The following is a 13994-nucleotide window of genomic DNA, read 5'->3' on the forward strand; positions in this document are numbered from 1 at the left end:
GATGCTGTTTTCGCTTCAGTTGCGCGCGCAGATTATCAAGGAAATTCTGTGTTTGCTGCGTGATAAAAGGGCGCGATTTATTTTGATTGTGCCGCCGATTATGCAATTAATGATTTTTTCTTTCGCGATTACTCTGGATGTACGCAATGTCACAGTGGGGGTTTATAACCGTGACAATGGTTACTGGTCGCAGGAGCTAGTGCGAACCATAGAACACGCTGGTTTTGTAAAAGAGGTGCTGGTTACAGACAATCCATCTGCATTGCATGCCGATATTGACCGCAAACAGGTACTGCTGGCGATTTCTATTCCAGAAGATTTTTCGCGCGCTATCGCTGCCGGTCAACCTGCCAGTTTGCAGGTGATTATAGATGGCCGTCGTGCCAATGCCGGCCAGATTGCCTATTCCTATATTGAGAGAATTGTCCAGAAGATGGGCGTGCAGGCACAGAAGACAGAACGGATTGCGGCTAGAAATTTCTTTAATCCAAATTTGAATTATCGTTGGTTTGTGGTTCCAGCATTATCCGGCATCCTGATCTTTGTGATTGCGCTGATGACAGCTGCTCTATCGATTGCACGTGAGCGAGAACTGGGCACTTTTGATCAGCTGCTGGTATCACCTTGTACGCCGGCTGAAATCATCATTGCAAAATGTGTCCCTGGTTTCATGATCAGTATTATTTTGTCTTCCATGATGATTTTGGCGGCAGTGCTCGTTTTCAACATTCCGTTTACCGGTTCATTGCTGTTGTTGCTGATGGCGATGATGGTATTTATTGTTTCCATTACTGGTATCGGGCTGGCTATATCCGCATTTTGCTCTACCCAGCAACAGGCTATTTTAGGGGTGTTTGGGGTCATGATACCGATGGTCATGATGTCCGGATTTGCTACGCCAGTAGAAAATATGCCGCAGGTGCTGCAATGGCTAGCAGAGTTGATGCCGTTTAAACACTATCTGATTATTTTACATGGCGTTTTTTTAAAAAATATGCCAGCGGGTGAAATTCTTCACAACGCTTGGCCCATGGTGCTGATTGCCTGTGTCACTTTAACTATCGCTATCATTTCGGTTCGGAAGAAATTGCAATGAAAATCTTGCCTTTAACTATTGTGTCTATACCCCTTTTTTGGCTAACAGCTTGTATCAGCGCGCCACCTTATCAAGGAGCACCGGCTATTGAGCTCGCACCTCAATGGACAGCATCAAAAAACCATGCGGAATCATCGCTAAATTTAGAAAAATGGTGGCAATATTTTAACGACCCGCAACTGAATTTATTGATTAATGAAGGGTTGGCGTATAACCACGATGTACGACTGGCGGTCATGAAAATTGAAGAAGCCCATGCGATAATGACCGCTTCGCGAAGTCAGTTTTTGCCATCTGCAGATCTCGATCTTCGCCATAGTAATAGCCGTAATAGTGAAGCCGTCAATAAAATCAATTCTCGTTACCAGACTCGTAATTATGTTGGTGCTGCAATCGGATGGGAGGTGGATATATTTGGGCGCATACGTCACGGAGTTGCTGCCAATTCAGCGCGTTATGAACAAAGCGTTGAAGAGGCTGATGGGGTAAGGTTGAGTATATCAACTGAAATTGTGCGTAGTTATTTTGGCTTAAGCAGCGCACAACACGAATTACAAGCACAACAACAAATCATCAAAAATCTGCTTGCCATGCGTAATGTGGTGACCAGACGGGTGCAAGCCGGTGATTTACCTCGGATTGAAATCGAGTCAATCGATGCACGACTGCAGACAGCTCAGGCTATCATACCGGAAATTGAAGCACGGATTCAGGCAAATTTACTGGCGTTAAGTATCCTGACCGGCGGACAGCCGGATAAACAAATGCAGTTGGGTGCAGCTGTTGTGGCATTACCGTCTTTACCGGATATACCTGTTGGCAAACCAGCTGATATTTTGCGTCGGCGTCCGGATATTCGTGCCGCTGAGCGTCAGCTTGCTGTAAGCAATGCAGAGCTGGGTGCAGCGATTGCGGAACAATTTCCTAAACTCGCTATCAATGCAAGTGGTGGCTTTGATGCTTTGTCTTCAGCTCGGTTAATACAGGCAGCCAATCAAAGTTGGTCTGTGGTGCCTTTTATTTCCTGGCGTATTCTGGACGGGGGTAAGGTAAAAGCTGAAATACATGCTGCTAAAGCCAGAGAAAAAATGGCTGCATTACACTATGAGCAAACTGTGCTGACTGCATTGAATGAAGCGGAAACGGCCATGAGTAATTATCATTATTACCGCCAAGGGGTAAAGTATTCTTCCAAGGCTGCACGTGCCGCACAGCAGATACTGCAAAGTCAGCTCAGACGCTTTCAAGCTGGTGATATTTCTATGGCAGATTTGTTAGAAGCGCAAAGGAATTTTGCTCAGGCTGAATATTCTTATGCTGTGGCTTATGGTCATGCCACACGGGCAATGGTTGATGTGATTAAAGCTTTGGGTGGTGGCTTGCAACAATCATAGGAATGAAAATTTTTTGCACATTTGGTGATGATTAGAAGATTAAAAATAACGATAACTGTGCTTGAAAACCAATTTTTACTCTATTTTTAGTTACAACGTTTAGTAGATTGAGGAAAGTAGTGCATTATTGGGCTAATTACCGTCAACCAAGTTAAATTAGCCAAAGCAGGTAATTTTACAAACAAGTTTTAAATCTTTGGCGGATCCAGAGTATTTATCTACAAACAAAGAAATAACTTGCGATCATCCAAAAACGATGAAGGCCTAAAAGTCACTTTTAGGTTAATTTATATTAAAATGATATTGATTTCTTCGTTATGAACCAAAAGAATGGCAAATTAATATGAAGAATAAGTGTCGACCACAATAATGATAAGGTAATGTCATGTTGAATACCACCAAGATAATGCTTCTCAATTTTTTCATTATCTTCAATTTGATGATAGTTGGCTGTCAATCCAATATTGATCATTTTTATCATGAAGATAGCACAACGGGTGCCATTGTTGAAATTCCAGTTACTTCGGTAAAACCCATTATTTATAATTTATATGAATACCAAGGTAATTTAGTGATTGCGGATGAATACGATCAAGCATTACCAGATAAAAAGGGGCGAGATATTGTATATAGAAAAAAGCTGGGTTATTTCTTACATGAAAAAATAGATGATGTTAATTTAAATCAGATAGTTGATCGAAATTCATATAGCGAATTAATACCCAATGTTTTGTATAAAGATAAGAATCATATTTATTTTATTCGTAAAGAAGGTGGCTGTGTTTTATGTTTGAAAAATTTAGCATTAAATCCTGATAACATCAGAATATATGATGATGAATTTATTGGTGATAATAAAAGATTATTTTGTCTCTATAATGGTAATGAGATAACGGTCAAATCAGTATCAGATTTTAAAACTTACAAAACCTCTGAGGGGCATGTATTTGGGATCAGTGGTCACAACATATATTCTCAGTGTGAGGCATATGACCTTCAACAATTTCAAAATACTTTTGATTTTATCTCCCCGAAAGATAGGACAGCGATTACAAAATTACTAGAAGGTAAATAGCTATTAGGCAAAAAATATATCTGTTCAGGTTCTTTAGTTTTGCTGCAGATCATTACATTTAATATACATCACAAAATATTGTTTAAACCTTTAAGTTCATAGATTTATTGGTAATATATGGTGTAGCTGACAGAGAATGATAAAAAAGTCTGAAGTAATATAATTTGATCTAACAAGACCAGTTACAACCTTTTCAGGCAAATGGAGATCTGTATCTGCTATTTTTAGGCATGAGTTATTTAGCTAGGTATAAGTTAAATGGTTGATATTTCACTGCTAAAATTAGCTAATATGATTTTTGCTTGAACTCGAGTATTTAGCGACGAGCCAAAACTGCCGTGGATAAGTAATCTTTAATTCCAGAAGAGATTGAATTGGCAAGTTTTAGGCGAAAATCATTCGATGACAACAGTCGTTCTTCTCCTGGATTGGAGATAAATGCTGTTTCGACCAATATGGAAGGAATGTCCGGAGCTTTTAAAACGGCAAAATTGGCCTGATCGACACTGCCTTTGTGTAGTTTGTTGATTTGCCCTAAACGATTTAATACATCTTTGCCTAATTTCAGGCTGTCTTTAATGGTGGCTGTTTGGGTCAGGTCAAACAGGGTATTGTTGACATTCTTATCACTGGATAAGATGACGCCGCCAATGGCATCAGCAGCATTCTGGGTTTTGGCCAAATATTTAGCTGCTGCACTGGTTGCGCCTTTAGGGTTAAGGGCGTAAACGCCGGTGCCTTTGGCAGAAGGGTTGGTGAAAGCATCAGCATGAATAGACACGAAGACATCAGCTTTGAGGGAGCGAGCTTTGGCTACTCGTACGCCTAAGGGGATAAAAATGTCCTCATTGCGTGTCATATAAGTTTTGTAACCATAACCATCAAGTACTTTTTTCACTAAGCGACCTATTGCCAGTACAACATCTTTTTCCCGCAACCCGGAAGGACCGATGGCACCGGGATCTTCTCCACCATGTCCCGGGTCGATCATAATGATAGGTTGGCGTTTTGGTTTATTGGGTCTGCCAACAGAAGATTTTGAGTCATTTGTAGATTTCTCCGGTCTGTTGACGACCGGTGGGGTCGGTGCTGTAGCCTGAGCTTGACTGGTGCCGTCACTATTGATTTTGCCATGACTGTAATCTTGCAGTAACGCCATCAATGGATCGTTTTTTTCCTGTTCAATGGCGACGGATTTGGTTGGATAAAGATCCACCACCAGACGGTTTTTGAAATTTGCTATAGGGGCTAAGGAAAAAACTTGCGGGTTAACAGTGGTTTTTAAATCCATCACTATGCGAATAGTTTCAGGATTGAACTGCCCAATGCGTACACTACTGATATAGGGATCACGTGGCAGCACCTTCTTACCCAATTCCTGCAACACCTGATTGGTGGCACCACCCTGAATGTCGATAACCAGCCGGTCGGGATTTTTTAATTGAAAATATTTAAATTGAATCGGTGTAGTTGATTCTAGAGTCATGCGCGTGTAGGCATTTGCCGGCCAGATACGTGAGGCAACGATATCAGCACCTTTTGAATTGGCTCGAGCCATAGGTGTCAAACTGATCAAAAGGGTGCCGGTTGAGGCGAGCAAAAGGGTACGACGGCTGATAGTAGGCATAATTATTTGATAATAGGAGCTAAAGTTTGTTTACCATGATCGCTCACAGCAATAAATTGTACCTGACGACCCTGTGCAATGGTCATCATGTTTAAAATAATATCCGGTTCAGGCACATAGCCTTCACCCTGTAGGGGCCATTCAATCAAGCTGATGCTGTTTGAATCAATCAGCTCATCCAATCCTGCATCCAACCATTCTTCCGGCGTCTGAAAACGATATAAATCAAAATGATTTACGTTAAATTGCGCAAAAGAATAACTTTCAACGATATTGTAGGTTGGGCTTTTCACCGCGCCATGATGACCTAGAGCAAGCAGCAGTCCGCGGGTAAGGGTGGTTTTCCCCGCACCCAGATCGCCTTGCAGCCAGATAATCAATGGAGCATTGATGTGCGTGGCTAAATCTGCTCCAAGATTGAGAGTTTCCGCCTCACTGCGCAAAATGACTGCATAATTTTCTGTGTCAAGCATAATGTATTTTAAATAAATAAACAGTTTATTATGCGATAAAGTTTGGGTTAACGAAAGACAGAGCAGTTCGGTTAGTTAAGAAATACCAGCTATTTTGCGAATATTAACATATTTTGTTTGCTACTAACAGTTGCCCTAATTGTGATGAAAATGATGGGATTTAACATAGTTATCAGTTTTTATTTAGGGTAAATGCTATAATTCTCCTTTTTAACCCTTAGATACGTACTGGCAAATGCAGTATAAATTTGCTGGGTATTAAAACTGTATATAATCAATGACTGCAATACAACAAAGACCGATTGGTGTATTTGATTCGGGTGTGGGCGGATTGACGGTAGTCCGTGCTTTGATGGAACGACTACCTAATGAAAATATTGTCTATTTTGGCGACACGGCTCGGGTACCCTATGGCGTTAAATCACGCCATACCATTGAACTTTATACTGAGCAGATTGTCACTTATCTGCTTGAGCACGATGTTAAGGCTTTAGTGGTGGCTTGTAACACCATTGCGGCGGTCGCTAGAGAGAAGGTGCGTCAGCTAGCTGGTGATATGCCGGTTTTAGATGTTATTGCTGCTGGTGCTCAGGCAGCATTGCAGAGCACTCAAAACAATCACATTGGTGTGATTGCCACCAGTACAACGGTTAACAGCAATGCCTATGCGCGTGCTATCCATAGCCAAAACCCCAACACTCGGGTATTTTCTCAAGCTTGTCCTTTATTGGTGCCATTGGTAGAAGAAGGCTGGCTAGATCATGAAGTTACTCGATTGACTGCACGTGAATATCTCAAGCCGATTCTGGCTGAAAATGTGGATACTCTGGTATTAGGATGCACGCATTACCCGTTATTGAAACCGTTAATCAAACAGGAAGCACCAGAACTTAAACTGGTTGATTCAGCCATCACGACCGCTGAAGCCACCGCTGAAGCTTTGTATCGTAGTCAGTTGGCTAATCCCAATCATAATGGTGCTGACTATCGTTTTTATGTCAGTGATATACCGCTGCGTTTTCAAACCATTGGTGAGCGTTTTCTCGGGCGCAGTTTGGAACAGCTGGAAATGGTTTCGTTGGGCTGATTGGCTTAACCGATGATGGACTAATCATGAAGAAAAAGATTGTAGTGCTGATTTCTGGTCGCGGCAGTAATTTACAAGCTGTGTTTAATGCAAATATCAGTGGTGCTGAAATTGTTGCCGTGATCAGTAATCGCAGCGATGCTCAAGGCCTGAAATGGGCAGAACAACATGGTTTGACAACACACGTTGTTGAGCATCAGCAATATACTCAACGAGAGGCTTTTGATGCCGCTTTAATGCAGTTTATTGATCACTATCAACCTGATTTGGTATTGTTGGCCGGATTTATGCGCATTTTGTCGCCAGCATTTTGCCTGCATTATGCCGAAAGATTGATTAATATCCATCCTTCTTTATTGCCAGCCTTTCCTGGCTTGCATACCCATCAGCGGGCTTTGGAAAGTGGCTGTCGGGTAGCTGGCTGTACTATTCACTTTGTTACCCCAGATCTGGATTGTGGTCCAATCATCGCTCAAGGAGTGGTGACAGTGCGGGATGATGATACTGTTGAATCCTTGGCACACAGAGTTTTGCAGGTTGAACACCAGCTATTGCCTCAAGCTGTGGCTGACTTTATTGCAGACAAACTGAGTATTGATGGCAATCGGGTACGGCGCAAGGATGCGGCTACAGAAATTAACTGTTTATTAAATTAATAGTTTGAGGAATATTTTATGTTAAAAGCATGGTTTAATGCTTTTTGCTTTTCGCTGCTGATGTTGGTCGCCATAGCAACCAAAGCAGCAACTTTACCCCAGCAGGCTAAACTACACTATGTTGATAATCATGGTATACCGGTTAATATGGATTTTAGCCAGCAAAATAATCACTACCGCATAGATGTCAGTTTAAATTTTATTTTTTATCATCTAAATTTTGTCTCCACTGGTACCGTATCGGGCAATACACTGACTCCGTTATCTTATGTAGATACCCGTCAAGGCAAGCCGTATGCATACGCAGTGTTTAATCAACAAACAGTTCAGTTTGGCAAAAATAATGCGGATGCACAACATGTTCAAGTAGATGGACCGGTATACGATATGTTTGCTTTGGGTTGGCAATTAGGCGTCAATGAGGGGCAATTAGCTAAAAATACTTATCTGACTAACGGCAAAAAAATTTATCCGCTGAAAGATATCAGTTTTATTGGTCAACAACCATTATCCATTAATAATCAGCTGACCAACATCAGCCTGTATCGACTGAATCGCGGTGATGATGTGGTCGAATATGCTTTTGCACCAAGTTTAAATGGTATTCCGGTGCGAATCAGTTATATGGATAATGGTAAAATCTATACTTTGCACTTAAAAAGTGGATTAATTGATGGAAAAGCTATAAAGACACTATGATTAATGCAGCACAACTCGATTTAACTGCAACTGTTTTAGCGCAGATTTTAACTTTCAAACAACCAAGCGATGTCGCTTTGTCGGCTTTTTTTCGTCGTGAACGTAAGCTTGGAGGCCGTGACCGGCATGAAATTGCTGAAACCGTTTTCGCTACATTACGGCACCTGCAAAAAATTCAGTCGGTTTTACCCAAGCCAGCACAACAACCTCGTTTGGCCGCTCTGGCTGCCTTGGTGTTTGGGCGTGGGCTCAGTGTCCATGCGTTAAAAGAGCTATGTAGTGAAGATGAAGCGCAATGGTTAGTGAACTTAAAAGCGCAAAAGGAAACTTTTAGCTCAGACATTTGCACGGCAGCAGAATTGCCTCTATGGTTAATTGATTGCCTGAAAGACCAAGGCTGGTGCCAACAGGACATTTTGGAGTATGGTCGCAGTATGCTGCAGCCAGCACCTTTAGATTTAAGGGTCAATACGCTGAAGGGCAAAAGAGATAAAGTGCTTAAACAGTTGCAAGATGAGGGTCTGCGAGCTGAAGCCACGCCATACTCACCTTGGGGAATTCGTCTCTTTGATAAGCCTGCTTTAAATCGTCATCCCCTTTTTTTAGATGGCGTGTTGGAAGTTCAAGACGAAGGCAGCCAGCTGTTGGCGCTATTAACTGGTGTTAAACGTGGACAACTGGCGGTGGATTTTTGCGCCGGTGCCGGCGGAAAAACACTGGCGATGGGTGCAATGATGGCGGGAAGTGGTCGATTGTATGCTTTTGATGTCGCTGAGAAACGTTTAGCCAATCTGAAGCCACGCATGATACGAGCAGGTTTAACAAACATTCATCCGCAGCGCATCGATACAGAATTCGACCAACGTTTAGCACGACTAAAACAGAAAGCAGATTGTGTATTGGTTGATGCCCCATGCTCAGGATTGGGTACTTTGCGTCGCAATCCAGATCTGAAATATCGCCAGAATCAAACTAATGTTACCGCTTTGTGTCAACAGCAGCAGTCCATTTTACAAGCGGCATCAGAGCTGGTTAAAGACGGTGGACGCTTAGTTTACGCTACATGTAGTATTCTGGATGTGGAAAATCAACGGCAAATTGTTGAATTTTTAGAAAATAATTCACAGTGGCAGATTGAGCCTGCACAAGAATTACTCAAAAACATACCCTTGCCCGCAGCAGACAGCCCATATTTACAGCTGAGCACGCGCCAGCATCATACAGATGGTTTTTTTGCAGCCGTTCTGAAAAAGAATGCATAAACTAAATAAGGAAAAACGATTTATGAATACTCAAGAAAAAATCAAAGCAATTGTTACAGAACATCCAGTTGTATTATTTATGAAAGGCACTCGCCAATTCCCTCAATGCGGGTTTTCATCTCGAGCTGTACAGATTCTTCAGGCTGCTGGACTCAAAGACTTTTTTACAGTCAATGTTTTGGAAGACGAATCCATCCGTCAAGGTATCAAAGAATTTGCTGATTGGCCAACCATTCCACAATTGTACGTGAATGGTGAATTTGTTGGCGGCTCAGATATTATGCTGGAAATGTATGAAGCTGGTGAACTACAAGAATTATTGCCAATTGCCTGAAATTAAACTATAAAATAATTGAATCGTTCTTTTATTGTAACAAACCGATGGAACAAGCCATGAAAATTACTGTGATTGATCACCCGCTGGTGAAACATAAATTGTCTTTAATGCGTGAAGAAGATTGTAGTACTTATCGATTTCGTACGCTGACAAAAGAACTGGCAAGATTGATGGCTTATGAAGCTTCTCGTGATTTCGATGTAGAAACCGTTAAAATGCAGGGCTGGTGTGGTGAGATTGACGCTTATCAAATTAAAGGAAAAACCGTAACCGTAGTACCGATTCTACGTGCTGGCTTGGGTATGCTGGATGGGGTGCTGGATTTGATTCCCACTGCTAAGATCAGCGTAGTCGGCTTGCAGCGCGACGAAGAAACACTGGAGCCTGTACCTTATTTTGAAAAATTTGTTAGTCAGATGGACAAGCGTCCCGCTTTGATCATCGACCCGATGCTGGCAACTGGCGGATCCATGAATGCAACCATAGAGCTGCTTAAGAAAAAAGGTTGTAAAGACATTAAAGCTTTGGTATTGGTGGCCGCTCCAGAGGGTGTTAAAGCGGTTAATGAAGCTCATCCTGACGTCACCATTTATGCTGCAGCCTTAGACGATCATTTGGATCAAAATGGCTATATCATTCCCGGATTGGGCGACGCTGGAGACAAAATCTTTGGCACCAAACACGGATAAAAAAACCGGCTTTGCCGGTTTTTTAATGTCCAATGACAAAGTGCCCATCAGAGAAGCGTGAATAATAGTCTAACTAGCATTAATACAAAATCTCAACTGTTACCAGATCACTTGTATTCAAACCGTGGTGCCAATACCAAATCTAAACAGCGTAGGCAGCTACAATAATGAACTGAACAAAGACTAAGTAAACTCAGGATTTGACCGTTGGTCAATGTTCAAATATCAGTCCTACTGCTAAGCCGATTTTTTTAAATGATTCATTCCTTAGCGGAGACTCTGTCATCAGCACTTCAATGTGCCATAATTGACATAAAGTTCGTACAATAGTCAGCCCTAAACCGCTGCCGTTTTCATCAGTTCCTAAAATGCGATAGAACGGCTCAAATACCTGTTGCCGTTCCGCCTCGGCAATACCACAACCATTGTCTTCGATCCAGATTATCTGCTTTTGCTCATGCAAAGATTCATGGCGTATACGGACCTGACCACCTGAGGGTGTATAGCGGATGGCATTAACCAGTAAATTTTTCAAAATAGTATATAAATCATCCTTGCTTACGGGTAAGTTAATTTCCTCTGCTATTTCCACACTTAAACTTTGTTGTTTTTCTTCCGCCAGCGGCAAAATATCTGCAATTAAATCCCGTAATAATGGCATTAAAGCACAATTACTTTGCTGCACAGGTTTATGCTGTTGATGCTGAGCCCGAGCCAATGATAATAATTGGCTTAATAATTGTTCAGTGCGTGCAATGCCGGCCTTGATCTGTTGGATGAGTTTTTCTTGCTCTAACTTGCTAATATTCGGCTCTTCAATACGCGCGATTTGAATGGTTAGGGCTGTAATAGGTGTGCGTAATTCATGCGCAGCATGACCAATAAAGCGTTGATCATGTTCAATAGCCGTCTGAAGTTGTTTAAATAAACGATTTAAAGCGTTAATGAAAGGTCGGATTTCAGTAGGGGTATGTTTGAAATCCAGTGGAGATAAATCCGTGGCACTGCGTGAGGCAACTTCAGTGCTCATATTCTGCGTGGCTCGAAATAATCGTCTTATCCAAATTGCGGTGATCAGCCATAAAATCGGCATTAAAAACAAAAAAGGCCACACCACGCTCAATGCACTATCCCGGGCAATGTGATTACGATAGGCGGTACGCTGCGCCACCACAATGCGTACACTTTCTCGCGTCAGAATATATACCCGCCAATGTCTGGCAACCGTGACAAAATTATGAAAGCCATCACCCAATTGCTGCAAATTGCTGACAGCATGATCATCACCCATTAACGTATTTAAATAGGGTGAATCCAGAGTTTGTGCCAGTATACGAGGTTTGGGTAGGGTGCTGGCGGTTTCAGGAAAATTCAAATTTTCATTGGCGTCTTGCCTCAGCACGGCACTACGAGGATCAAGAAAATGAGCGATTTGTTCCAGCTGACTATCCTGAAGATCCTGAGTTTCTTTGAATGCCGTCTGATAGGCCAGTAAATCACCAATAATGGCAATCAGCGTGACCAACAGAGTTAATACCAGCATCAACCGCCATTGTAACGAAGTACTCAGCTGTTTCGATCTACCAGCCATCCTAAACCTCGAACATTTTTTATCACATTACTGCCGAGCTTTTTGCGAATTCCGTGTATCACCACTTCTACTGCATTACTTTCTACTTCTTCATTCCAACCGTAAATCTTCTCTTCTAATTCCTGTCTGGAAAGAATGACACCTGGTTGCAACAACAAACAATACATCAGGGCATATTCACGTGCCGATAATCGGGTTATCGTATCATCGACACTAATTTCTCGAGTGGCGGGATTTAAATTAATCCTGCCGTTAGTCAATACCGGTGCCGCATGACCACCACGGCGACGCAGCACCGCACGGATCCGAGCGAGTAATTCATCTGGGGCAAAAGGTTTAACCACATAATCATCAGCCCCCGAATCCAGACCCTGAATTCGTTCTTCTACACTGTCCCGCGCTGTAATCAGGATCACAGGTAAATCAAAATGCCGCGCGCGAAGATGGCGTAAAACACTCAATCCATCCATATTAGGCACACCAATATCGAACAGCGCTAAATCATAGATATCGGGCCGGATCAATGTTTCGGCGATCAGACCATCAGATAAGCAATCAACAGCAAAACCTGCCGCATGCAGGAGATCACCAAGCGCTTCAGCGATCATACTATCGTCTTCAAGAAGTAATATTCGCATGGGTTAACGTTTTTTCGATAAGACCGAGTGAAATAAATAAATTTTCCTAAATCATATGCTTATAATACCAAAAACCGTTTCAGAGCACTGAAACGGTTTAATAAAAAACGTTAACTTTGCACGATATTATTGGATTTCAGTGGTAGTGGTTCTGGTAGTCACAGCTTCAACCTGTGCACTGTCGTGGTGATTTTTTCTTACATGATTTCTTCTAACATGCGCTTTACGTACTGGCGCTTTTTTAACCCGTACTGGTCTTTTGGCTTTTTTAGCCACTGGCTTAGCTGTGGTTTTGGAAGCTGGTTGCGCTTTAACCGCAGCAGGTGCCTCTTTTACAGGTACAGTGGTGGTGGCAGTAGTGGTGGTTTTAGTAGTCGTTACTGCAGGAGCGGCATAAGCAGCAACGGCGGATAGACCAAATATAGCGCTAACAACCGCAACAGTGATTTTTTTCATAACAGAACTCCAAATTAAGGTTATTTTAAAGACAAAAACCGTAGAGGTTATTGTTAGCAGTCAGTATGGCAATGGAAACTTAGGATAGACTTAGTAAAGTGTTCAGATTAAGTTAAAATATAGTAAATAAATGTTTTATTTATTTTTTATATATATTGTTAGTCAAGCTGCACCAAGCTTGAGGGCAAGCACATACTTTAAAGTCTGCTTGGCATAGAAAACCCATTTAGCTCCAAAATTGATGGGCAAAGTGAATATCAAATGTTTGCACGGCATGAAATATATCTGGTTCAGATTGTTATCCATGCCAAATAGAAAGGTATAATTTCAGTAAACCACTATGTGGTACATATTACCAAGATATTGGCTGGAAACATCACAACTGCTTGCTACGCCAGCTTAGCCTTTCGCTAAATGCCGATAACAATGTCTAAAATCATTCGACATACAATAGGTGTAATAATTTGAAACATCGAGAATACAAAAGCATAGTCAGAAATTGTATCAGCCTGACAAAACCAATCAGAAGGCAAAACGCATTGATCATGACTACTCATTTTGATTAGTTGTATCCTGTTGCCACGGTATAATGATCAAATCTGCGGAATAAGCGTGAATGGATTATGCTTCCCTTAAAGTAATCCTGACACCATTTATAACCTCAACATCAATTGGCATACTGCTTTAATGCGCAGTTATTTTGAGCCGGCCTTATACGAATTTGCGCTGTAGCGCACAAAGATGAGCGTTCATCGCCATAGAAAACAAGCTTCCATCCCATTAATGCGGAAAAACTGATGATGAAATCTGTGATTGTCATAGGCAGCCAAGTTTAGGTATTTTGCAGCTCTGCTGAAATTTTGCATGATAGCTGTTAAAAAATAATCATATGATTAATCTGCTGCTTTCAATGG

14 protein-coding genes are annotated in these 13994 nt (G+C 41.8%); 9 read left to right on the forward strand and 5 right to left on the reverse strand.

What is annotated here, in order from left to right:
• Position 1 precedes the first annotated feature (1 nt).
• The 3 genes from J3U68_RS04990 to J3U68_RS05000 all read left to right on the forward strand — a co-directional run bounded on the left by J3U68_RS04990 (position 2) and on the right by J3U68_RS05000 (position 3565).
• Complete coding sequence (locus J3U68_RS04990) at positions 2-1096, forward strand: ABC transporter permease (protein WP_267375239.1); 1095 nt, start codon at positions 2-4, stop codon at positions 1094-1096.
• Complete coding sequence (locus J3U68_RS04995; RefSeq protein ID WP_267375240.1) at positions 1093-2490, forward strand: efflux transporter outer membrane subunit; 1398 nt, start codon at positions 1093-1095, stop codon at positions 2488-2490. The genes J3U68_RS04990 and J3U68_RS04995 overlap by 4 nt, the downstream gene beginning before the upstream one ends.
• 385 nt (positions 2491-2875) lie before the next feature.
• Positions 2876-3565: a hypothetical protein gene (locus J3U68_RS05000; RefSeq protein WP_267375241.1), complete on the forward strand. Its 690-nt coding sequence runs from the start codon at positions 2876-2878 to the stop codon at positions 3563-3565.
• Positions 3566-3881: 316 nt separating this feature from the next.
• On the opposite strand, the gene J3U68_RS05005 is transcribed toward J3U68_RS05000, so the two are convergent.
• Together J3U68_RS05005 and tsaE are read right to left on the reverse strand one after the other, a co-directional pair.
• A complete protein-coding gene (locus tag J3U68_RS05005; RefSeq protein WP_267375242.1) occupies positions 3882-5192 on the reverse strand; it encodes an N-acetylmuramoyl-L-alanine amidase in 1311 nt (436 codons plus the stop codon).
• A 2-nt stretch (positions 5193-5194) separates the two neighbouring features.
• On the reverse strand, positions 5195-5665 hold the full coding sequence (gene tsaE, locus J3U68_RS05010; RefSeq protein WP_267375243.1) for a tRNA (adenosine(37)-N6)-threonylcarbamoyltransferase complex ATPase subunit type 1 TsaE: 471 nt from the start codon (positions 5663-5665) through the stop codon (positions 5195-5197).
• A 277-nt stretch (positions 5666-5942) separates the two neighbouring features.
• Between tsaE and murI the strand changes: the two genes are divergently transcribed.
• From murI to upp, 6 genes are read left to right on the forward strand one after another with little or no spacing between them, the layout of a single operon-like run.
• Positions 5943-6752 carry a glutamate racemase gene (gene murI / locus J3U68_RS05015; protein ID WP_267375244.1) on the forward strand — a complete coding sequence of 270 codons (810 nt, stop codon included), beginning with the start codon at positions 5943-5945 and terminating at the stop codon, positions 6750-6752.
• 26 nt (positions 6753-6778) lie between these two features.
• Positions 6779-7408, forward strand: coding sequence for a phosphoribosylglycinamide formyltransferase (gene purN / locus J3U68_RS05020; RefSeq protein WP_267375245.1), 630 nt, complete (start codon positions 6779-6781; stop codon positions 7406-7408).
• A gap of 18 nt (positions 7409-7426) precedes the next feature.
• The gene (locus J3U68_RS05025; protein ID WP_267375246.1) at positions 7427-8107 is read left to right on the forward strand and encodes a DUF3108 domain-containing protein; all 681 of its coding nucleotides are present in this window, start codon (positions 7427-7429) and stop codon (positions 8105-8107) included.
• On the forward strand, positions 8107-9369 hold the full coding sequence (locus J3U68_RS05030; RefSeq protein ID WP_267376215.1) for an RsmB/NOP family class I SAM-dependent RNA methyltransferase: 1263 nt from the start codon (positions 8107-8109) through the stop codon (positions 9367-9369). Before J3U68_RS05025 ends, J3U68_RS05030 begins: the two co-directional genes overlap by 1 nt.
• A 22-nt stretch (positions 9370-9391) precedes the next feature.
• Positions 9392-9703, forward strand: a complete 312-nt coding sequence (grxD, locus tag J3U68_RS05035; RefSeq protein ID WP_267375247.1) for a Grx4 family monothiol glutaredoxin — start codon at positions 9392-9394, stop codon at positions 9701-9703.
• 59 nt (positions 9704-9762) lie between these two features.
• On the forward strand, positions 9763-10395 hold the full coding sequence (gene upp, locus J3U68_RS05040; RefSeq protein WP_267375248.1) for a uracil phosphoribosyltransferase: 633 nt from the start codon (positions 9763-9765) through the stop codon (positions 10393-10395).
• A gap of 211 nt (positions 10396-10606) precedes the next feature.
• Here upp and J3U68_RS05045 read toward each other — a convergent pair whose 3' ends face one another.
• The 3 genes from J3U68_RS05045 to J3U68_RS05055 all read right to left on the reverse strand — a co-directional run bounded on the left by J3U68_RS05045 (position 10607) and on the right by J3U68_RS05055 (position 13080).
• Entirely contained in the window at positions 10607-11986 is a 1380-nt protein-coding gene (locus tag J3U68_RS05045; protein ID WP_267375249.1) for an ATP-binding protein, read from the reverse strand.
• Positions 11962-12624: a response regulator transcription factor gene (locus J3U68_RS05050; RefSeq protein WP_267375251.1), complete on the reverse strand. Its 663-nt coding sequence runs from the start codon at positions 12622-12624 to the stop codon at positions 11962-11964. The genes J3U68_RS05045 and J3U68_RS05050 overlap by 25 nt, the downstream gene beginning before the upstream one ends.
• Positions 12625-12750: 126 nt before the next feature.
• On the reverse strand, positions 12751-13080 hold the full coding sequence (locus J3U68_RS05055) for a hypothetical protein (RefSeq protein ID WP_267375252.1): 330 nt from the start codon (positions 13078-13080) through the stop codon (positions 12751-12753).
• Positions 13081-13994 lie beyond the last annotated feature (914 nt).

This window comes from Snodgrassella sp. B3882, assembly GCF_026535915.1.
Classification (GTDB): Bacteria; Pseudomonadota; Gammaproteobacteria; order Burkholderiales; family Neisseriaceae; genus Snodgrassella.